Genomic DNA, 21,309 nt, shown 5'->3' with positions numbered 1-21,309 from the left:
TCCCAACCCGCGAAGCGCGAACGGAGCCGCTCGCGATCCCTGGATGGGACGCCAGGGAGCGCAGGGAAATCGGGCCTCTGTAGCGTCTGCGGTGAGATCACAGCTTCCTCGATTTACTGTGAATACCACGTCACGTTGGCCCGACGAGCGTCGTCCAGGGCTGCTGCGCTCTCCCCGGTAGCCTGTTGCCGCGCGGGAGCCAGGAGTGTCCCCGTCGCCGCAGACCTGAAGCCGAAGTGCGGGTCCGCCTTTCGGGGACGACTTGGGAATCTTCCCACGCAGCTGGCCCATGCCCACCAGTGCGCGCGAGCTAGCTTCTGCGAGCAGTTCGCGTTCATGGACCGCGGCACCTCAGACAGACGAGGTGAGTTCGTCCCAGGCAAGCACTGCCTCTGGGCGCAGCTCGCGCATGCGCGTCACGGTTCGGTCGGGTCGCCTCCGCTCGAACACCAGCGCCGCCTCGCCGGCGTAGAACGTGCCGATGGAGTCGCTAGCCTCTTCGACCTCGCTCAGGCCGAGCGCCCGGGAGAGCTCACGGCCAAGCGGCGACAGCGCGACATGGGTCGGCACTTCTTTGGGGTGTCCCCACAGCGCAATGCGGGCGACGAACGTGCGCACGGAGTCGCTCGTGCGCTCCCACTCGCCCCAGCTGAAATCGTATGCCCACATACTGCCATCCCTTGTCATACAAGCGAGCGTATCCTGGTTGTCGAGGTCATCCTGGCTCAGGAGAATCGCAGGGCCGCCGGGAGTCTCCTGAATAGGCCACTCCGCGACGCTCCCCTCGGCGAGGGCACGATCGAGCATCAGCATCCCGCCGAAGCGCTGGATCCGATCGACGCTGCGCAGGCCGCCAAACGAGCTCTCGGCGTCTTCTGCCGCTCTGGCGAGCGCCTCGCTACCGCCGTTCTCCAGCATCCACGAGGCGAGCCGCACGGGGTCGCCGGGATCGTGCAGCCGGCAGAGCCAACGCGATGCCGCCTCTTTCACGCGGGGTGACAACGGAAGCGTCCTCGACGCTGGATCTACGGTTGCGCAGAGAAACCCGACCACGCTCTGCCGAAATCGCTTATCTCGCGCCGCAAGCGGGAGATCCAGGTGCCAGGCTTCGTTGTCCAGGGCTGCTCGCCCAGTCGCATCGACGAAATCGTCACGAAACTCGATCCAGCCAGACTCCGGTGCGATAGGCGACTCGCCGGCCGCTCGCACCACCGGAAAGACGCACTGCAACCGCAGGGCCGCACACTCTTCAAGCCAGGGCCGCAGGCTGGCCGCAGTGGGGCCCAGCACGCGCAAGAACACGTCGTCGCGCCATGCGAGCACCCCGTCGCAAACATGCCACACGAACCCGTGCAGGCGAGACTGGCGACTCGCCTGGCCGACCCGGCCAGCAACGCCCTTGACGAGAGCGTTCGTCTTGTCGAGAGCGGTGACCGGTCCCGTCTTGGGATAGAAGTTCCCGAGATCGACACGCGCGCGCAGCTCGAATCTCGGAGCACGCCACGGCTCGAGCCTTTCTGCCACCTCGTTCAGCTGCGCCAGGGAGGCCGTGAGCTGCTTGGCCCCGCAGATGGATCGGAGCTGGGGGCTAAACGCACCTTTCTCGATGGTTCCGAGCAGGGGATGGCTGAATCGAGTTTTCACCTCGGCCCCCAATCGTTGTTCTCCCCGGTGCCTCCGAAGACGCGCGGAGTCATTCCGGTCACGCAATTGGTGCGGCGCGGAATCTCCGCATTTGATAGATTATTGCGCCCTGCTGCCCGCTCAGCCTCGAGCTGCGCTCGGTACCGCGTCGCATTGGCCCGGCGAGCGTCGTCCAGGGGCGCTGTGTTTCCCTGGGCGGCCTGTTGCCGCGCGCGATCCAGCGGTGCCCCCGCCCCTGCGGGCCTGAAGTTGAGGGGCGGTCCGCCTCTCGGGGGTGACGCGGGAATCGTCTCGGGCTGCTGGCCTGTGCCCGCCAGCGCATGCAAACGAGCCAAGGTCTGCGAGCAGTTCGGACACGGTGCGCATGCGGTTCCATTCACATCGGTGCTTCCGATCGGTCCCATGCGACGCAAGGCGCGGCGAAGGTGCCGCTGGCCTTCCGGTGTACCCGGATCGCATCTCACCCCATTTCGGTCTTCGTAGTCACGGAGATAGTTGCTAATCGCATGGGGCTCGGAGCACCAGGACGGATCCCTGCCCTGGCCGCGCCCGGAGTCTTGAGGGAGCGCAGCGGCGACGGCAGGATGCAGATCGTACAGCGGCCCCTCGCCCTGAGGGTTGCGGTAGCGGGCTGACTGTCCGGTGAACTCCCGCGTGCCGCCTCCTTGAGATTGCGGAAGGCGCCGGGTGCTGAGGTCGGAGCCCATCAGCCCATCCAGGTCGACCAGCGCGAGCGGCCTCCCGCTCACATACCCGTACGCTTCGAGCCCCCCTTCGAGCCCCAGCGGTTCCGGGCTCAGGTACGTCGCGCTCGCCGGATCGAAGTACCGCCAGCGGTTGTAGTGGAGCCCCGTCTCCGGCTCGTACCAGTGCCCCGGGAACCGGACCAGCGTGGCGGCCGCGTCGCCCGCGATCACCCGACCGTACGCATCGGTCTCGAAGACCTGGTCGACGCTCCCGTCAGCATTGACGAGCCCGAGCGGCACAGGCGCCCCGTCCCGGTGCACGAAGTACTTCCAGGCGCCCGGGCCCGCCTCGGTGTCGATCGCCTGCGCGACCGGCGCCGGCGAGCTCGGCGAGTACGCGTAGCGCCGGCGCTCCACCAGCGCGAACGCCGCGGATGCGCCTGTGGCGCTCGCCTGGCGCTCCACCGTCTCCTCCAGGAGGTCCTCGCCATCCCAGCGGTAGCGGTGCCGCACCATCGCCGCGTCCCGCCGCAGCACCCGCTTCTCGATCCGCCGCGCGAACCCATCGTAGACGAACTCGAGGCGCGTGCCGTCGGGCAGCGTCATGCCCGAGAGCAGGCCGAGCGCGCTCCATGCGTAGGTGGTCACCGCGGTGCCCTCCACCTTCTTCACGAGCCGGCCGCGCGCGTCGTACGTGAGGGCCGCGCCGTTCGTGGTCACGAGGCGGCCGCCGCTGAGGTGGGACTGCGCGCGGCCGTCAATCCACTGCACGTCGCCTCGCGGCGAGAGCACGTAGTCCTCGGTCCTGGCCCGCCCCTCATGCTGCTTCTGCGCGATTCGGCCGCGCGCGTCGTACAGGAAGGACTGTGCCCCACGATCGCGATCGGCGAGCACCTGGAGCTCGTCGGCAGGCGACCATCGGTAGTCGAACCGCAGGGTCTCCGGGCCGGCCAGGGCGCCGACCCACATGGGTTCGCCCGGTCGGATGACGGCAGTGCCACCGCCGAAGACCGCCGAGCGGAGGACGTTGCCGTGCGCGTCCCTCGTGAGCTCGATGCGGCCACCGCCGGCGAAGAAGCGCCCCGTCTCGCCGTCCGTCGGGTCGTACGCGAACCTCGCGATCGGCTGGTTCGCACCCTGGGCACCCGAGAGATCCGAGAAGACGAGCGCGGCGCATCGCCCGGCGGTGTCGCGCGGGGCGGCGATCGAGAAAGCGCCGAGCACTTCCACCTTCGTGCGATGCAGGCCGGCGTCGTAGACGTGCCGGAGCGATGTCGCGGACGAGCGATCGTCCTTCCGCTCCGTGTCCTCGCGGATGCAACGCCCTCGCGCGTCGTACGTATAGAGCGTGCTGACGGCCTCCGTCTCGAAGCCCAGGAGGCGCCCGCGCTCGTCGTACTCCAGCCTGTGGGATGTGTCGTCCGAGAAGGTACGCGCAATCAGACGATCGAGCTCGTCATAGACGAGCTCGACGAATTCGCCATCGTCGAAGGTGATCCTCGACAGCCGCCCTGCCTGGTCATTCCTGTACCGCAGCAAGCGACCGTCGAAGGTGCGCTCGGAGAGGATCCGACCCTCGAGATCCCGTTCGATGGTGTGCACGTCCCCCTCCTCGTTGACGATGCGTACCATGTCGAGCTCTCGATCGTAGGCGTACGAGACGCGCGTGCCGTCGCTCCGCTCGACCGCCAGGTTGTCACAACGTCCTGTCGATAGCGCCGTCCTCAGGCCCCCGGCTCGGCCGCAGCCTCGTACAGCTCGCGGACGTCGAGCCGGGCGCCGATCGACGCGAGGTGCGCGACGTCGCCGTCCCGCGCGATGGCAGACGTGAAGTCGCCGTCGACGTCGCGAGTCCACACCTCCACGCTGCGCTCCCGGTGCGACACCAGGACATACTGGCGCAAGGAGGCGAGGCTCTTGTAATGTTCGAACTTGTCGCCACGGTCGTACTCCTCGGTGCTGCGGCTCAGCACCTCGACGATGAGCGTGGGGTTCGTCACGGCTTGCTCGTCCTGGGCGTCGCGCTCGATCGGCCCACACACGACCGTGACGTCGGGGTAGGTGGCGAGGCCTGTCGACGGCACACCCACGCGAAGAGCGGCGTCGTAAGCACGGCATCGACCTCTGCGAAGCTCGAGGAAGAGGAGGCCGATGACCGCCGCAGCGAGCGCGGCATGCTCGGGCGTACCTCCCGCCATCGCGTAGATCTGGCCGTCCAGGTACTCGTGCTTGACGTTGCTGGACGCCTCGAGGGCCAGGTACTCGGCGTACGTGTAGTGGATGCGATGTGCCGGGGCCACCGTGGCCACGCAGTATGGCACAGCGCACGGCGTTCGCCGCGGGTGGCGGGCGCTCGGGCGCGGCCTCCGCGTCCGACGCCGCAAGGCGGCGTCTCCGGCGCCCTCCTCACCATCGCGACCGCACGGCAGCACCTGGTTCAACGGCTCGCAGGCTCCGCTCGGTGCGTCGATGACATCGAATCTCCCGCCGAGAATGCCGATGCGCGGACGCGCCGATTGGGCCGGTGATCGCTGCGCCGCGTGACGGCCACAATGGCTTGACAGCAGCGTCGGAGGGCGGGTCTCATCGCTGGTGGATCCATGGCGACGAGCAGCCCTCCGCATGTGAGCGCGACGCCGATCGGCGCTGCGACCGCCGCCGCCCTCGCATGGAGGTTCAAGGGCAAGCTCTGGGTGACCGCGATGGTGAAAGCCACCTTCGGGTTCGCCAGCGACACGATGATGCAGCGCATCGCGCCGCAGGAGATCATTCGGGAGGAGGTCCATCACGGCGGGCTCCTCTCGCGGAGCATCCGGTTCACGACCGATCTGGTCCCTCGCCTGCTCAAGGCCGACGTGCTCTTCACGGGCCATGCGCATGCGCCGCACGGCCGCCCCGTCGAGGCGGCGCATGTCCGGCTGGGAGTCTTCTCGAGCAGCTGGACGCTGCTGGACAAGACGCTGATGGTCCGCAAGCGGGGCGGCTTCGTGCGGCTCCCCATCGATTACGAGCACGCTTTTGGCGGGATCGGCTTCCCGGACAACCCGTTCGGGGAGGGCCATCCGCAGGGCTCGGGCGAGCCGAACATCCTCGATCCGGTCGACGCGAGGCGCGTGGCTGGCTTCGGCCCGCTCTCGAAGGCCATCCCCGCCCGCCGGCGGCTCCTCGGGGCGACCCCGCGCGCCCTGCTGGAGCGCGGTATCCCCGAGATCCCGGACGAGCTCAGCTGGGACTACTTCCAGGCGGCGCCGCCGGATCAGCGCACGCACTTCCTGCGCGGCGACGAGTGGATCGTGATGGACGGCCTGCACCCGAGCGCGCCGCGCATGCGCATGCGCCTGCCCGGCGCGCGCGGATTCGCGCGCATCCACGGCCTTGCGGGCCTCGGCCTCGCCGAGCACCAGGAGCTCCCGCTGAGCGCCGACGTGCTGCGCATCGACGGCGACGAGCAGCGCTGCACGGTGACGTGGCGCGGCAGCTTCCCCGTGCCCTCGGAGGACGTGCTCCCGCGCATGCGCATCCTCGCCGGCGTCGAGCTCCCGGGCGAGCCGATCGCGTGGCCCGCTCCGGGCGCCGCGGTCAGCAGGGCCGGAGCGACGGCGCCCCGCGCGGGCGCGGCGGGCGATGAGGACGACGCCGCCCTCGAGTCGACCGTCGCGCTGTCCGCCGCGGCGAGCATGGGTCCCACCGGGACGCTGGACATCGCGCCGGACACGGCGCTCGCGGTCCCGGCGACGCTGCCGTTTCGTCCGGACCACGCAGGCGCCTCGCCGTCGCCGCCGAAACGGCCTGCACCATCGCCGCCCGAGGCTCCGCTCGGCAGGTCGGGGACGATGCAGATGCCGAGGGACGTCGGCATCCATGCGGCGCGCCAGCCGGCGACTCCCTTCACGGCCGAACCGCCACGCGCGCCGCCGGCCGATCCGCCGCCGCCGGCCGAGCCGAGCGCCCCCGCCGCCAGCGCGGCCGCGCCCGCGGTCCCCACGCCGGAGCCGGCGAGCTTCGCGGCAGCGCCTGCGGTCCCCACGCCGGAGCCGGCGAGCCCCGCGGCCGCGGGGGGCACCTTCGCCTGGGCGACGCCGCCTCCCGAACCGCCGCCCCCGGAGCCGCCGCCCCCAGGAGCGCCGAAGCGCCCCGCGAAGCTCGATGTGCGGGCGCTCCTGTACGGCACCGGCAAGGGGCGAGGCTGACGCTCCGATGCCCGTGAACCCCCGACGAGCGAGCCCTGGCGGCGCAGGGTGCCAGCAGCCCTCACGCGGCCATCCCGGCGCCCCCGCGGCGCGCACGCCCACGCGGCCTCTCCACCTTTCCGGTGCCCCAGGGAAGGCCGCGGCGGAATCGGAGAACGAGCGATGAAGGAAGCCTCCGGGACGTTGAGCGTTCGCATCGAGTCAGAGCGGGGGCCGTGGGACCACGTGAAGGTCCGCGAGCTCTCCGGGCGAGAGGCGATCTCGCAGCTCTTCTCGTTCGACCTCGACGTCGTGATCGACGAGGGCCGCGAGCTCCCGGCCGACGCCGCGCCCGGCGCCGAGGTCAGCCTGGTCTTCGAGGCCGACGGTGAGGAGATCCGCCGTGTCTCGGGCATGCTGGGCCCGATCCGGGACCGCCTGGAGCCGCTGGCCGAGCGCGCCACCTGCCGCCTGCGCCTCGTGCCGCGCGCGTTCCGGCTCACCCTCGTCGAGACGCAGGAGATCTACCTGGACCGCAGCGTTCCCGACATCCTCCGGAGCAAGCTCGAGCGGCACGGCCTGGGCTCCGAGGACGTCGAGCTGCGGCTGCTCGAGAGCTACCCCGAGCGCGAGTTCGTCGTGCAGTACGGCGAGAGCGATCTCGCGTTCATCAGCCGACTGGCCGAGCACGTCGGCATCAGCTTCTTCTTCGAGCACGAGGGCGGCCGCGACAGGATGGTCTTCACCGACCACCCGTCCGGCTTCCGCCCCGCCTCGGGCGCGGAGACGGTGCCCTTCCGCGCTCGCGGCGAGGCCGCGGGCATCTTCGCCCTCGAGGTGACGACCGACCTGGTGCCCACCAGCTACGTCGTGCAGGACTACAACTACCGCGCACCGCAGCTCGACCTGACGGCCTACGCCAGCCTGGGCTCGGGCGACGGCGGCGGCGTGGTCGAGTACGGCAGCCACGTCAAGACGCCCGAGGAGGCCGGGAAGCTGGCGCAGATCCGGGCGGACGAGCGGCTGTCGCGGCAGCGCGTGTACGAGGGCAAGGCCAGCCGCGCGGCGCTGTCCGCCGGGCGGCGCGTGACCCTGATCGAGCACCCGCGCTTCCCGGAGCCGGAGGAGCTGCTCCTCGTCGAGGTGGAGCACGAGGCGAGGTTCCCCGCGTTCAAGGACGCCGGCGAGCAGAGCCCGTTTTACAGGAACGCATTCCGCGCCATCCCGGCGCGCGTCGCCTACCGGCCGCCGCGCCGGACGCCGAGGCCGCGCATCTCCGGCGTGGTGACGGGGATCGTGCAGCCGGGGCACGGGGGAAAGACGAACGGCGTCGCCCAGCTCGACGCCGAGGGGCGCTACACGGTCCAGCTCCACTTCGACACGGCGGAGCCGGGCGAGCAGAGGGCCTCGCGCCCGGTCCGGATGGCGCAGCCCTTCAGCGGCGTGGGCCACGGGATGCACTTCCCGCTCCGCCCGGGCACCGAGGTCGTCGTGGCGTTCGCCAACGGCGACCCGGATCGCCCGGTGATCCTCGGGGCCATGTTCAACCCGCTCGCGCCGTCGCCCGTGACGGCCCGCAACGCCAACCAGAGCCGCATCACCACGGCGTCCGGCGCCATGCTCGAGATCTCGGAGAAGCGATGACGAAGCCCACGACGGTCGGGATCCACTTCCGCTCCGAGGCCGCCCCGGCCGGGGCGTTCACGGTGCTGGGGCTCCGCGGCGAGGAGGCGCTGTCGCGCCCGTACCGCTTCGAGATCGATCTCGCGTCGCCCGATCCCGCGCTGCCGCTCGACGACCTCGTCGGCACGGCCGGGGAGCTCGATCTCGCCGGCCGCGCGGTCCCGGGGGTCGTGGCCGAGGTGGAGCAGGGCGGCGCGCTCGGCGGCGATCGGTACGCCTACCGGGTCGTGCTCGTGCCGCGCCTCGCCCTGCTCGGCCTCGCGCGGCAGACGCGCATCTACCAGCGGCTCAGCGTGCCGGACCTGGTGGAGGCGGTGATCGCCGGGAGCGGCCTCGGGATCGAGGTGGAGCGGCGGCTCGAGCGGGCGTATCCGCCGCGCGAGCACGCCGTGCAGTACCAGGAGAGCGCGCTCGACTTCATGTCGCGGCAGCTGGAGCAGGCGGGCGTCAGCTACTTCATCGAGCCGCGCGAGGGGGCGGAGCGGCTCGTCCTCTGCGACCACCCGGGCGGCTTCCGGGGCGCGGTCGAGGCCGCGATGGGGGAGGCCCGAGGGGAGGGGGAGGTGCGCGGCGTGCGCGCGCTGCGCTGCCGGCGCCGGATGTCGCCGCGCGCGCTCGTGCTGCTCGACTACAACGATCGCACGCCCGAGGTGCCGCTGGAGGCCGAGGCCGAGGTCGACGCGCGCGGCTTCGGGCTGCTCGTCGACGAGGGCGGCTCGTTCGCGGCGCCCGAGGAGGGCGCCGCGCTCGCCGCCGTGCGCGCCGAGGAGCTGCGCTGCCGCGCGACCGTGTACGACGGCGCGATCGGCGCGCCGATCGCTGCGGGCGAGCGCCTCGGGCTCTCCGGCCATTTCCGAGCCGACTGGAACCGCGATTACCTGGTGACGCGCGCCGTGCACCGCGCCGGGGCGGGCGATGAGCCGCGCTATGCGTGCGAGTTCGAGGCCATCCCGGCCTCGACGCGCTACCGCCCGCCGCGCGCCACGCCGAGGCCGCGCCTCGAGGGCGCGATGGTCGCCCACGTCGACGCGCGCGGCCCGGAGGGCGTCGCCGCGGTCGACGCCGAGGGGCGCTACCGCGTGGTGATGCCGTTCGATCTGAGCGGCGCGGCCGAGGCGCAGGGCTCGGTGCCGATGCGCCTGGCGACGCCCTACGGCGGGGCCGACGAGGGCATGCACTTCACGTTGCGCAAGGGCGCCGAGGTGCTGTGGACCGGCGTCGGCGGGGATCCCGAGCGGCCGGTGATCACCGGCGTCGTGCCCAACGCGAAGAGCCGCGTGGTCACGAGCGCCGACGAGGGGCGCGGCCGCATCCGGATGCCGAACGGGGCGATGGTCGAGATGGGAGGCGGCTTCGGGCGCGCGCGCGGCGGGCCCGCGACGCGCGCCGGCGCCGAGGGCGCGCTGCCGACGGAGCAGCAGCTCGGCCAGGACGAGATGACGACCACCGCGAGCAGCGCGGAGGACTGGATCCGCATCGCGGTCCCCCACAGCGACGGGAAGTACAGCTACCTGCGCTACGGCGAGCGGGCGACCGCGTCGGCCGGTACGTTCACCGAGTCCGCGCGGCTCGATCCGACCGCGGGGTTCGGCGACAGCGGCTGGACGTGGTCGAGCCTCGACAACGGCTACGACACGAGCTCGGACGCAAGCGACAAGGGGAAAGCGGCGCACTTCGGCTGGGCGGCGAGCGACGGGGTCTACGATCACACGGACGGCAACCGCACGGTCGTGACCCAGGGGGACTACCAGTCGGTCACCACGGGCAACCGCACCGACGTCGTCCTCGGGAACTACCGGCTCGTCATCCCGAACCGGACGCTCGGCATCTTCGACGTGGACTTCTACTCGATGACGTTCAGCAAGGACTGGCAGGGCTGGCGAAAGACGACGCGCAGCCACGTCTCGACGGTCAACCTCACGTACGGCGACAACTCGAATTTCTTCACCGGCGTCAACTTCGGGGCGAGCCTCGGCGGGAACTACAGCATCGCGGCGGGCGTGAACGGCAACGTCTTCCTCGGGCTCAACACGGGGATCACGGCCGGGATGAGCTGCAACATCGCGTACGGCCCGGTGCTCGAGTTCGGCAGCACGAAGAAGCTCACCACGGCCGACGAGCAGGACATCAAGGCGCGCTCCAAGGTGCACCTGCGCGTGCGGAGCACCGACGCCCCGACGGTCGAGGCCGCGAAGCCGTGGGCAGCCGCCGTGGTCGCGGGCGCCCTGGGCGCGGTGGCGGGCCCGCTCGGCGCCTCCGCGGGCAAGGACGATCTCGAGAAGGGCGGCGGGCTCACGGCCACGACGTGGGGCATCGCGACGCTCGGGGCGCTCGTCGGAACGTACCTGGTCCACAAGCTCGCCCACGCGAACCCGGTGAACGACGCCGAGCTGATCATCGAGCCGGCCCAGCTCCTGCTGCGCTGCGGCGGGCTCGGCGGCGCGTACATCAAGATCGAGCCCGCCGCGATCGAGCTCGCCTGCGGTCCCTCCAAGCTCAAGCTCAGCGCCGCCACCGGGATCACGCTCGAGACGAGCCCAGGCGCCCAAATCAGGGCCAATACAGCCTCTTCCTTCCTGATACTCGATAACCAAGCCGCCTCCCTGCAATTTGCCGAGAACAACGTCACGGCGGACATGGGGGGAATCGTCGTCAAGGGGGACCGGACTCAGTTCATGTAGGAGGGGCCCGCTCGGCGGGCAGACGTGCGCGCGCCCCTGCGCGCGTCGAGAGCTGCCATGAAAATCGTCAATCATACCCCCACCACGTTCGCCGCGGTAGCCTGGCAGATCCGGCCCCCGCAATGGGCCCTGTGCCTGATCGCGAAGGGCACCTACCGCCTCGTGCCCGGCGAGCCGGCGATCCCCGCCGGCGCCCCGGAGCCGCCGCTCGGCGACGTGCACGAGGGCGACGATCCGCGCGGGGCGCTTCTCCATGCGTCCGACTTCGCCCCCTTCAAGCCGAAGGCGGATCTCCTGCTGACCGGCAAGGCCCACGCGCCCGGCCGCCGGCCCGTCAGCTCCCTGCCGGTGAGCTTCGCCGTCGGCAAGACGTCGCTCGCGCTGCAGGTGACCGGCGACCGGTACTGGACCGACCCGGCCGCCGGCAAGCGCACCGACCCGCAGCCGTTCGTCGAGATGCCGCTCGGCTTCGACCGCGCCTTCGGGGGCCCGGGCTTCGCGGCCAACCCGGCGGGGCGCGGCGTGTTCGACCCGGGCGAGCGCGATCTCCGGCGACGGCCGCTGCCCAACATCGAGGATCCGCGCGCGCCGGTCGACTCGCCCGCGGCGCGGCCGCCGCCCGCGGGCTTCGGGCCGCTCGCCGCCGCCTGGGCGCTGCGCGCGAGCAAGCTCGGCACCTACGACGAGCGCTGGCTGAAGCAGCGCTGGCCCTTCTTCCCCGACGATTTCGACTGGAGCCACTTCAACGCGGCCGTGCCGGCGCTCCAGGCCGAGTACCCGCGCGGCGACGAGGAAATCGTCTGCCACAACCTGCACCGCGCGCGGCGCGAGTACCGCGCGCGGCTCCCCGGCGTCCGGATGCGCTGCTTCCTCGACGAGCTCGCGGGCGGCGCGGAGCGCTTCCGCGAGGTGCAGCTGCACCTCGACACGGTCCGCGTCGACATGGAGGCCGAGGCGCTCATCCTCGTGTGGCGGGGCCACGCGCCCGTCTCCGCCGAGGACCACCCCGAGGTGCGGCACGTGCTCCTCGAGAGCGAGCCGCTCGGCGAGGGCCGCGTCGCGGCCGCGCGCTACCGCGAGCGGCTCGCGCTCGCGCTGCTGGAGGCGCGCCCTGCCGTGGCAGAGGCGCCCGCCGCGGCGGCGCCGCCCGGCAACGACAACGACGGAGCGCCTCCCCTGGCCGGCGTCGACGACGCCGAGCTCCTCGCGCAGATCCGCGCGACGCTCGAGCGGGGCGGCGCCCCCGCGGCGCTCGTGGCCTCGCTCGGCACGCCCGGCGCGGAGCTCGAGGCGTGGCTGGGCAAGCTCGGCGGGGATCCGGCGCAGCTCGACGAGATCCAGCGGAAGAGCCGCGAGCAGATGAAGAAGGCGCTCGAGGCCGGGGGGCACGACCCGGCGCAGCTCGACGCGCTGGACCGCGAGGACGAGGCGCGGGACCGGGCAGCCACGGAGCGCGCGGCGCCGTGGACGCGCGAGCGCGTGGAGCTCTGCCTGTCGATCCGCGAGAGCATGGCGGGCGCCGATCTCTCGGGGCTCGACCTGTCGGGGCTCGACCTCAGCGAGGCGAGCCTCGCGCGCGCGCTGCTCGTCGGCGCCGACCTGACCGGCGCCCGCCTCGCCGGGGCCGACCTCGACGGCGCGACGCTCGCTCGCGCCAGGATGGCGGGCGCGTGGCTCCCGGCGGCCAGGCTGAACGACGCCGACCTCTCCGGCGCCGACCTCGCGGGCGCCGACCTGACCGGCGCGGCGCTCGGCAAGGCGCGCCTCGACCGCGCGGCGCTGCGCGGGGCCGTCCTGACCGGCGCGGCCGCGGCCGGCGCCTCGTTCCTCGAGGCCGACCTCACCGGGGCGCGGCTCGACGGCGCGCAGCTCGCCGGCGCCCGCCTCGCGCGCGCGGCGCTCGACCGCGCGTCCTTCGGCGGCGCGGCGCTCGAGGGCGCGAGCCTCGAGGGGGCGCACGGCGAGGCGGTCGACCTGCGCGGCGCCGACCTGCGCGGGCTGCGCGCCTCGGAGCACACCCGCCTGCCGCGCGCCCAGGCGCGCGGCGCCCGCGCCGACGGCTCACGCTGGATGCACGCCGATCTCACGGGCGCCGACCTCGCGCTGTCGAGCCTGCGCCGCGCGGATCTCGGCCGGGCCGAGCTCGGCGGCGCCGACCTGCGCGGCGCCGACCTGGCGGGCGCCGACCTGCGCGGCGCCGACCTGGCGGGCGCCGACCTGACGCGGGCGCGGCTCGGCGGCGCCCGCCTCGATCGGGCGAACCTGCACGGGGCTCGCCTCGAGGCCGCCGACCTGCGCGGCGCCGACCTGCGCGGCGCCGGGCTGTACGAGGCCGCCCTGTGGCAGGCGCGGCTCGAGGGCGCCGACCTGGAGGACGCGCAGCTCGCGTCCACGCTGCTCACGAGCGATCGAGGCGCGACGTGACCTCCGCCGCCGCCACCTCCGCGGGCTTCGCGCGGGACAAGGAAGATCTCCTGGCGCGCCTCGACGCCGGGCCGCTCGATCCGCCGATGATCGTCGGCCTCGACCTGCGCGGCGTCGACCTCGCGGGCCGCGATCTCTCGGGCGTGCTCTTCAACGGCGTCGACCTGAGCGACGCGCGGCTCGCCGGCGCGCGGCTCGCCGGCGCCGTCTTCCTGGCCGTCACGCTCCGCGGGGCCGATCTGTCGGGCGCGCGCCTCGAGCGCGCGGTGCTCGCGCGCCACGCGCGGCTCACCCGCGACGCCGCGGCCGCGACGCTGCCGCTCGAGGCCGATCGCGACCTCGGCGCCGAGGCCGTCGATGCGCTGCGCGCCGCCGGGTACGCGGGGTATGCCGCCGGGGCCACGTCGCTCGCCGGCGCGTCGCTCCGCGGGGCCGATCTGTCGGGCGCGCGCCTCGAGGGCGTCGACCTCGCCGGCGCCGATCTCTCGGCCGCGACGCTGACCGGCGCCGCGCTTGTGGAGTGCGCCCTCGACGGCGCGCGCCTCGACGGCGCGACGCTCCGCGAGGTCGAGCTCGACCGCTGCGCGCTCGCGGGCGCGAGCTTCATCGACGCCGAGCTCGCCGCCGTGACGCTCATCGGCGTCGCGCTCGGCGCGCTCGACCTGTCGCGCGCGCGCCTCGTCCGCGGGCTCCGCATTCCGAACCAGGACCTCCGCGGCGCGGCGCTCCCGCGCGACCTCGCCGGCGGCGACCTCACGGGCGCGAACCTCGCCGGCGCGGACCTGTCCGGCTTCGACCTGCGCGGCTGCAGGCTCGACGCGGCCGATCTCGACGGCGCGCAGCTCCCGTCCGCGGCGCTCGGCGGCGCCTCGCTGCGCGGCGCCTCGCTGCGCGGCGCGCGCCTCGCCAGCGCCACGCTGAGCGGGGCCGACCTCGAGGGCGCGGTGCTCGAGCGCGCGAACCTCGACGGCGCCCGGCTCGACGGCGCCGGCCTCGAGGGGGCCGACCTCACCGGCGCCAACCTGTCGGGCTGCGATCTCTCGGGCGCGCGCCTGCGCGGCGCCCGCCTGCGAGGCGCGCTGCTCGCAGCCGCCGCGCTGCGCGGGACCGAGCTCACCGGCGCCGAGCTCGCCGAGGCGTCGCTCCAGGACGCCGCGCTCGACGGCGCGGATCTGCGCCGCGCGCGCCTCCCGGGCGCCCGCCTCGCCCGGGCCGAGCTCACCGGCGTCGATCTCTCGGACGCCGACCTCGCGGGCGCCGATCTCTCGGAGGCGCGCGTCGCGGGCGGGCGCCTCCGCGGCGCGAACCTGTCCGGCGCGCGCCTGCACGGCGCCACGCTGAAGCGCGCGCAGCTCGCCGGCGCCGCCCTCTCCGGCGCGGATTTCGGGGGGGCCTCGCTCGAGGGGACCTCGCTGCTCGGGCTCGATCTCCGGGGCGCGCGGCTCGCCGGCGCGCGGCTCGCGAAGAGCTCGCTCGTCGAGGCGAAGCTCGGCGGGATGGATCTCTCGGGCGCGGTGCTCCGCGACTGCGACCTGTCGCGCGCGGACCTCCGGGACGCGCGGCTCGACGGGGCCGATCTGGTGCAAGCGAGCCTGGCCGGCGCCCAGCTGGGCGGCGCCTCGCTCGTCTCGGCGCGCCTCGGGGTCGCGAACCTGACCGGCGCCAGCCTCCGGGGCGCGCGGCTCGCCGGCGCGGATCTCTCCCGGGCGTGCCTCGACGGCGCCGCGCTCACGCGCGCCGATCTCGGCGGCGCGCGGCTCGACGAGGCGATGGCGCGCAAGGCGGATCTGAGCGGCGCGCGGCTCGAGGGCGCCTCGCTCGTCGGCGCGGATCTGTCGCACGCCGACCTGTCGGGCGCCGATCTGTCGGGCGCCGATTGCCGCGGCGTGAACCTGCACCGGGCGGCCACCGCGCACACGCGCTGGGACGGCGCGAAGCGCGAGGGCGCACGCGGGACCGATCCGGATCGTGCCCGCGCCGAGGACTGGCGCACGCCCACGCTGTTATGAACGGCCGACGACGGCCGCGAAGCCACGACCCGAGGACCCCCGCCATGCCCACCGCTGCCCTCCCTGCTCTCCCCGTCGAGCCCCCGCCCTCCGACGCGCGCCCCGAGGAGCTCCGCGACGGCGCGCCGTGCGCGCCGTGCGTGTCGTGCGTGTCGTCAGAGGAGCGCCCGCTGCGCATCGTGGCGCGCGCGGGCGCCTCGGCGTCGATCGTCGAGCGCGACGGCCACGAGGTCGTCGCGGTGCACGACCGGGCCGGCCGGCTGCTCTTCGAGTACGACGCGGAGACCGGTCGGGGCAGCCTCGTCGCGGCGGGCGGCCTCTCGCTCGCGGCGCCCGGGGGCGACATCGATCTCGTGGCGGGCGGCGCCATCCGCTGCTGGGCGGCCGGCGAGGTTGCGATCGCGAGCCGGAGCGGCGCGACCCTGAGCGCGCGCGCCGGCGAGCGCGGCGCGACGGTGCAAGTCGCGCCCGGGCGGGTCACCGTGGCCGGGGAGGCGCTCGCCGCCGTCGCCGAGCGGGGCGACGTGCGCATCGCCGAGGCGCGCTATGAGGGGCGGGCGCTCACCGCCGTGCTGGAGCGGGCGCACACCACCGTGGGCAAGATCGAGTCGATCGCCGGGCGGGTGATCGCGCGGGCGGGGGATCTCTTCCAGGAGGTGCGCGAGCTGCACCAGCTCCGCGCCGGGCGGGTGCGCGCGCTGGTCGAGGACGTGATCGAGCTGCGCGGGCGCGAGGTATCGGTGGACGCGCGCGAGGATGTGAGCATCGATGGCCAGCGGATCAACCTGGGTTAGGAGGGCGCGGCGATGTTCCCTGTGACCACGACGCAGGCCGGGATCTGCCAGGCCATGCCGGACACGTGCAAGACCCCTGCGCCGCCTGGTCCGCCGGTGCCGCTGCCGTACCCGAACGTGGCGATGTGCAACCAGGCGCTCCCGAGCACCTGCGCCCTGAAGGTGCTGGTGGAGGGCAAGCCGGTGCTCACGAAGCAGAGCGAGATCCCGATGTCGACCGGCGACGAGGCGGGCGCTGCCGGCGGCGTCGTGAGCGGCAAGATCAAGGGCGAGGCGATGTTCCGCAGCTTCTCGGCGAAGGTGAAGGCCGAGGGCAATCCGGTCGTGTTCCACGCGTGCGCGGTGGCGCAGAACGGAAAGAGCCCGAACATGCCCATGGGCGTGCAGGTCGCGCCGTCGCAGGCGAAGGTGATGGTGGGCGGCTGAGGGGCCGCGCGGCTGGAGGAGGGGGTCCACGTGGCGGCGCGTCGTTACCGCGTGGTTCACCGCAGCCGGTACGAGCTCGGGGCCGAGGGCGCGGTCGCGTGCCGGCTGGAGGCGCACCTCACCCCGCGCGCGCTGCCGCATCAAGCGGTCGAGTTTCACCAGCTCGTGGTGCGGCCATTGCCACGCTCGAGGCGGGTCGAGGAGGACGCCTTCGGCAACGTTTGCGCGCGGATAGAGATCTGCGGGAGCTTCGGCGCGATCGATGTCACGGCCCTCAGCGTTGTGCGCCTCTGCGAGGAGGCGGCGGGCGGCGCCGGCGATCTCGGGGACGACTGGCGGGCGGTGGCGGCGCGCACGGCGGCCGCCGCGGCGGAGGACCCGGCGCTGCGCGCGCTCGTGGAGGGCACGGCGCGCGCGCCGCGGAGCGGCGCGATGGCGGACTACGCGCGGGGGTGCTTCCGGGAAGGCCTCCCGCTCGGCGGCGCGCTGGAGGGGCTGGTCGACCAGATCCGACGGGATTTCACCTTCACCCCGGGCGTCACCGCCGCGGACACCGGCATCGCCGTCTTCTGCGAGCTCCGGCGCGGCGTCTGCCAGGACTTCGCGCACCTCGCCGTGGCGTGCTTGCGATCGATGGGCCTCGCGGCGCGTTATGCGAGCGGCTACGTGGCCGGCTCCGCCTCGGCGCCGGCGCGCGCCTCGCACGCGTGGGCGTCGGTGTGGTTGCCGTCGGGCGGCTGGCACGACCTCGATCCGACGCTCGGGCGCGTGGGCGCGCCCGGGCACATCGTGCTGGGCTACGGACGCGACTACGATGACGTCGCGCCCCTCAGGGGCACCGCCGAGGGCGCGCGCGGCGTCCAGCTGCGGACGGAGATCGCGGTGGCGCCGCAGGGAAGCGAATGACGTCGCGCCGTTTGCACGAGCGGGTCGCGCGTACCCAGCCGAAAATCGAAAGGAGCTCGAGCAATCATCGAGGTTGCCGGACCGAACGCCCTCGTGACGGGCGGGAGGTCGCTCGATGAGACCGTGGACTTCCTCCTGTAGATGGGCGCGTCGGCCGCGGCGCCGCGCGAGGCGAGCCCCACACCGGAGGTCGTCGACCGCGTGCGAGCCGCCGTGCGCGAGGCGGTCGCGCCGCACGACGGCCCGGAGGGCGTGCGCAAGGCGAGCGCCGCGTGGATCGTGACGGCGGCAGTGGACTTGACGCCTCCCTGACGCCCTTCCCGCTCGTCAGCACACCCATATCGTTCAAATGCCTGGATCCCTGTCTGATGTTCGACGGAACCGCCGAGAGGGCCATCAAGCTCTATGAGAGCGCGCTCGGGGCGAAGCGTGAAGGTGTGATGCGCTTCGGCGATGTGCCGGGCGACAACCCATCTCCCGAGAGCAAGTGCCGGATCATCCACGCCACGCTGCACATCGGTCCTGGCGTCATCATGGTCAGCGACACGATGCCCGGCACGCCGGCCGCAAAGGGGAGCAACACCGAGGTTGCTTGCACTTCGGCGATATCGCGGAGAGGACGAAGGTGTTCGACGCGCTCGCCGCGGGCGGCGACGTCACGATGCCCCGGCCACCTCGGTCCCCCGCCAAACGGACTTCCGCACGCGCGCCCCGCCTCGTGCGTCCCCGCGCGCACGCCGCCGCTCGCTCCCTGGCACGGCGCCCGCATACCGACCGTCGCGAAGGACGTGGCGGGGGGGACCACGCGGAGGAGACCCATGAGCCAGAGAGCATCCGATCAAGCCATCCAGGTGAAGCCGCTCGCAGGGCACATCGGCGCCGAGATCCACGGCGCCGACATCTCGAAGCCGCTGCCCGACGAGGCCGTGGCGGCCATCCGCGCGGCGCTGCTGAAGTGGAAGGTCGTCTTCTTCCGGAACCAGCCGCTCGGCCACGCCGAGCAGATCGCCTTCGCCGCGCGCTTCGGCGAGGTGACCTATGCCCATCCGCACGAGGACGAGCCGTTCGACGAGCACCCGGAGATCCTCGCCATCGACAGCCGCCGCTACGATCGCCGCTACGGCAGGCGCTTCAGCTACGAGAACCGCTGGCACACCGACGTCACCGCGGCCGTGAACCCGCCGGCGGCGTCGATCCTGCGGGCGCACATCCTGCCGCCCTACGGCGGCGACACGACCTGGACGAACCTCGTGGCAGCCTACGAGGGGCTGTCCGCGCCTGTGCGCGCGCTCGTCGATGGCCTGCGCGCGGAGCACCGCTTCGGGCTGCGGTTCGCGCCGCAGGACCAGGACAGCCCGTACCTGCGCAAGGTGCGCGAGAACCCGCTGATCTCGATCCACCCCGTGGTGCGCGTCCACCCCGAGACCGGGGAGCGGGCGCTGTTCGTCAGCCCGGGCTTCACAAGCCACATCGTCGGGCTGTCGCCGCGCGAGAGCAGCGCCATCCTCGACCTGCTCTTCGAGCAGATCAGCCGCCCGGCGTACACGGTGCGGTTCCGGTGGGAGCCGGGCAGCATTGCGTTCTGGGACAACCGGGCCACGGCGCACCTGGGGCCGCAGGACCTCGGGCACCTCGACGTCGAGCGCGTCCTCTACCGGGTGACGCTGACCGGAGACATCCCGGTGGGGGTCGACGGGGTCCGCTCCGAGATCGTGGCCGGGGAGCCGTTCGGCAAGCGGCCTCCGAGCAAGGTAAAGCCCGCCCGCAAGGACAAGGCGCCCGAGGCGGAGGTGCAGGCATGAGCGCCGCGAGCGCAGGCGTCGAGAGGACGTCGTTCGAGGGGCCCCATGGGCCGGTGGACGCGGTGCAGGTCCGCCCGGCGTCGGGTGGGCGCTCGCCGGCGCCGGCGGTGCTGATCCTCCACGAGGGGCTGGGGCTCACGGTCCATACGATCGAGCTGGCAAGGCGCTTCGCGCAGGAAGGGTACCTCGCGTTTGCGCCGAACCTGTATTCGCACGACGCGACGCACCGGACCTTCACCGAGGCGGAGGTGGCCCGGGGGGTGAGCCTGCTGCGCGCGGCCGATCGCGACGAGGTGGTCGCGCGGTTGCCGGCGAGCGAGCAGGAGCGGCTGAAGAAGGTGTTCGCCTGGTTCGGTAGCCGCGACACGTCGACGTACCTGCCCGACGCGAGGGCGGCGGCGGCGCACCTCGTCGGCCGGTCGGACGTGCGGCCGGGGGGCGTCGCCGCCGTCGGGTTCTCGCTGGGCGGAGGGCTCGTGGGGCAGCTCGCGGTCGCAGGCGTGGCGCTCGCGGCGGGCGCGGTGTTCTACGGGCAGGCGCCGGCTCTGGAGCAGGTGAAGAACGTGCGGTTTCCGCTGCAGGTGCATTATGCCGAGGAGGATCCGGCGATCACCCCGACGGCGCCAGCGGTGGGGGAGGCGTTCAGGGCAGCGGGGCGGGAGCTGATCTCGTTCGTGTACCCTGGGACGCGCCACGGGTTCTTCAACGAGACGCGGCCGGCGTACCACGCCGACGCGGCGCAGCTCTCGTGGCGGCGCACGCGGGAATTCTTCGCCGAGCGCACCGGCAACGTCGCGCAATGGCGACCGCAGGCCGTCGCCGGCGAGGGTGCGCGCGCTGCAGGGTAGCCGCAGCTCCGTCGCTGGTACCTCCGGCACCTCAACCTGCGACACCTCCGACACCTCAACCTCGAACCTCAACCTGGGTCGGGTCGGAACCTCGAACCTCAACCTGGGTCGGGTCGGAACCTCGAACCTCAACCTGGGTCGGGTCGGAACCTCGAACCTCAACCTGGGTCGGGTCGGAACCTCGAACCTCAACCTGGGTCGGGTCGGAACCTCGAACCTCAACCTGGGTCGGGTCGGAACCTCGAACCTCAACCTGGGTCGGGTCGGAACCTCGAACCTCAACCTGGGTCGGGTCGGAACCTCGAACCTCAACCTGGGTCGGGTCGGAACCTCGAACCTCAACCTGGGTCGGGTCGGAACCTCGAACCTCAACCTGGGTCGGGTCGGTCCCGCCCATGGCACGGATGCTGCTAGGCGCGCCATGACCGCCTCCACGCCCATCGCCGAGAGCAACGCTCCGAAGCCCATCCATACCGACGACGCCGGACTCATCGCCGGCGCGATCACCCTTCCCGCGCCCGCCGGCGACCTCCCCGGCTACCGCGCCCACCCCGCCTCCGGTGGCCCCTTCCCTCTGGTGCTGGTGATCCAGGAAATCTTCGGCGTCCACGAGCACATCCGCGACGTGGTCCGTCGCTTCGCGCACCGCGGCTACTACGCCCTCGCCCCGGATCTGTTCGTTCGGCAAGGCGACCCGAGCCACCTCCGCACCGTCGACGAGCTCCGGGCTCTGGCGGGCCGCGTGCCCGACCGGCAGGTGCTCTCGGATCTCGATGCGAGCGTGGCCTTCGCCGAGGCCTCCGGAAAGGCCGACGTCCGCAAGGCGGCCGCGGTCGGCTTCTGCTGGGGCGGGCGCATCACGTGGCTGTACGCCGCGCACAACCCGGCGCTGAAGGCGGCCGTGGCCTGGTACGGACGCCTGACCGGCGATCGGACCGAGGCCCAGCCCAAGCACCCGATCGACGTGGCGAGCGCGCTGCAGGCCCCCGTGCTCGGCCTCTATGCCGGACAGGACCAGGGCATCCCCCTCCCGACGGTCACCGCGCTGCAGGAGGCGCTCCGCTCCGCCTCCCAGACCGGCAGCGCGCCCGGCGCCGCGCACTCCGAAATCCGGGTCTACCCTGACGTCCCGCACGCCTTTTACGCCGACTACCGGCCGAGCTACCGGCCGGAGGCCGCCGCCGACGCCTGGCAGCGCCAGCTCGACTGGCTGGCACGACACGGCGTCGCCTGACGG

At 73.1% G+C, this 21,309-nt stretch carries 15 protein-coding genes; 12 read left to right on the top strand and 3 right to left on the bottom strand.

All coding sequences use genetic code 11. The annotated features are described in order from the left end of the window. Positions 1–351: 351 nt before the first annotated feature. The 3 genes from WMF34_RS00580 to WMF34_RS00570 all read right to left on the bottom strand — a co-directional run bounded on the left by WMF34_RS00580 (position 352) and on the right by WMF34_RS00570 (position 4,630). Positions 352–1,644, bottom strand: a complete 1,293-nt coding sequence (locus WMF34_RS00580; protein ID WP_437992070.1) for a hypothetical protein — start codon at positions 1,642–1,644, stop codon at positions 352–354. Continuing rightward, positions 1,641–3,962, bottom strand: a complete 2,322-nt coding sequence (locus WMF34_RS00575; RefSeq protein ID WP_437992069.1) for a YwqJ-related putative deaminase — start codon at positions 3,960–3,962, stop codon at positions 1,641–1,643. The genes WMF34_RS00580 and WMF34_RS00575 overlap by 4 nt, the downstream gene beginning before the upstream one ends. Positions 3,963–4,054: 92 nt before the next feature. Then, complete coding sequence (locus tag WMF34_RS00570; RefSeq protein WP_012232745.1) at positions 4,055–4,630, bottom strand: Uma2 family endonuclease; 576 nt, start codon at positions 4,628–4,630, stop codon at positions 4,055–4,057. 300 nt (positions 4,631–4,930) lie between these two features. Here WMF34_RS00570 and WMF34_RS00565 point away from each other — a divergent pair, with 300 nt between their 5' ends. The 12 genes from WMF34_RS00565 to WMF34_RS00510 all read left to right on the top strand — a co-directional run bounded on the left by WMF34_RS00565 (position 4,931) and on the right by WMF34_RS00510 (position 21,306). After that, positions 4,931–6,520, top strand: a complete 1,590-nt coding sequence (locus tag WMF34_RS00565; RefSeq protein ID WP_437992068.1) for a DUF2169 family type VI secretion system accessory protein — start codon at positions 4,931–4,933, stop codon at positions 6,518–6,520. Positions 6,521–6,682: 162 nt separating this feature from the next. Continuing rightward, a complete protein-coding gene (locus WMF34_RS00560) occupies positions 6,683–8,143 on the top strand; it encodes a type VI secretion system Vgr family protein (RefSeq protein ID WP_012232743.1) in 1,461 nt (486 codons plus the stop codon). Beyond that, entirely contained in the window at positions 8,140–10,863 is a 2,724-nt protein-coding gene (locus WMF34_RS00555; protein WP_437992067.1) for a type VI secretion system Vgr family protein, read from the top strand. The genes WMF34_RS00560 and WMF34_RS00555 overlap by 4 nt, the downstream gene beginning before the upstream one ends. A gap of 57 nt (positions 10,864–10,920) precedes the next feature. Continuing rightward, complete coding sequence (locus WMF34_RS00550; RefSeq protein ID WP_437992066.1) at positions 10,921–13,287, top strand: DUF2169 domain-containing protein; 2,367 nt, start codon at positions 10,921–10,923, stop codon at positions 13,285–13,287. Continuing rightward, the gene (locus WMF34_RS00545; protein WP_437992065.1) at positions 13,284–15,296 is read left to right on the top strand and encodes a pentapeptide repeat-containing protein; all 2,013 of its coding nucleotides are present in this window, start codon (positions 13,284–13,286) and stop codon (positions 15,294–15,296) included. The genes WMF34_RS00550 and WMF34_RS00545 overlap by 4 nt, the downstream gene beginning before the upstream one ends. A 44-nt stretch (positions 15,297–15,340) precedes the next feature. After that, positions 15,341–16,090: a DUF3540 domain-containing protein gene (locus WMF34_RS00540; RefSeq protein ID WP_437992064.1), complete on the top strand. Its 750-nt coding sequence runs from the start codon at positions 15,341–15,343 to the stop codon at positions 16,088–16,090. Positions 16,091–16,102: 12 nt separating this feature from the next. Beyond that, entirely contained in the window at positions 16,103–16,516 is a 414-nt protein-coding gene (locus WMF34_RS00535; RefSeq protein WP_437297167.1) for a DUF4150 domain-containing protein, read from the top strand. A gap of 30 nt (positions 16,517–16,546) precedes the next feature. Further along, complete coding sequence (locus WMF34_RS00530) at positions 16,547–17,422, top strand: transglutaminase family protein (RefSeq protein ID WP_437992063.1); 876 nt, start codon at positions 16,547–16,549, stop codon at positions 17,420–17,422. 141 nt (positions 17,423–17,563) lie between these two features. Further along, the gene (locus WMF34_RS00525; protein WP_437992062.1) at positions 17,564–17,734 is read left to right on the top strand and encodes a hypothetical protein; all 171 of its coding nucleotides are present in this window, start codon (positions 17,564–17,566) and stop codon (positions 17,732–17,734) included. A 506-nt stretch (positions 17,735–18,240) separates the two neighbouring features. Beyond that, entirely contained in the window at positions 18,241–19,224 is a 984-nt protein-coding gene (locus WMF34_RS00520) for a TauD/TfdA dioxygenase family protein (RefSeq protein ID WP_437992061.1), read from the top strand. Continuing rightward, positions 19,221–20,072 carry a dienelactone hydrolase family protein gene (locus WMF34_RS00515; protein WP_437992060.1) on the top strand — a complete coding sequence of 284 codons (852 nt, stop codon included), beginning with the start codon at positions 19,221–19,223 and terminating at the stop codon, positions 20,070–20,072. Before WMF34_RS00520 ends, WMF34_RS00515 begins: the two co-directional genes overlap by 4 nt. After that, the gene (locus WMF34_RS00510; RefSeq protein ID WP_437992059.1) at positions 20,053–21,306 is read left to right on the top strand and encodes a dienelactone hydrolase family protein; all 1,254 of its coding nucleotides are present in this window, start codon (positions 20,053–20,055) and stop codon (positions 21,304–21,306) included. Before WMF34_RS00515 ends, WMF34_RS00510 begins: the two co-directional genes overlap by 20 nt. Positions 21,307–21,309 lie beyond the last annotated feature (3 nt).

Origin of the sequence: Sorangium sp. So ce145 (assembly GCF_051525985.1) — a bacterium.
In the GTDB taxonomy this organism is placed as follows: Bacteria; Myxococcota_A; Polyangia; order Polyangiales; family Polyangiaceae; genus Sorangium; species Sorangium cellulosum_B.
This window is presented reverse-complemented; position numbering and strand designations above follow the sequence as displayed.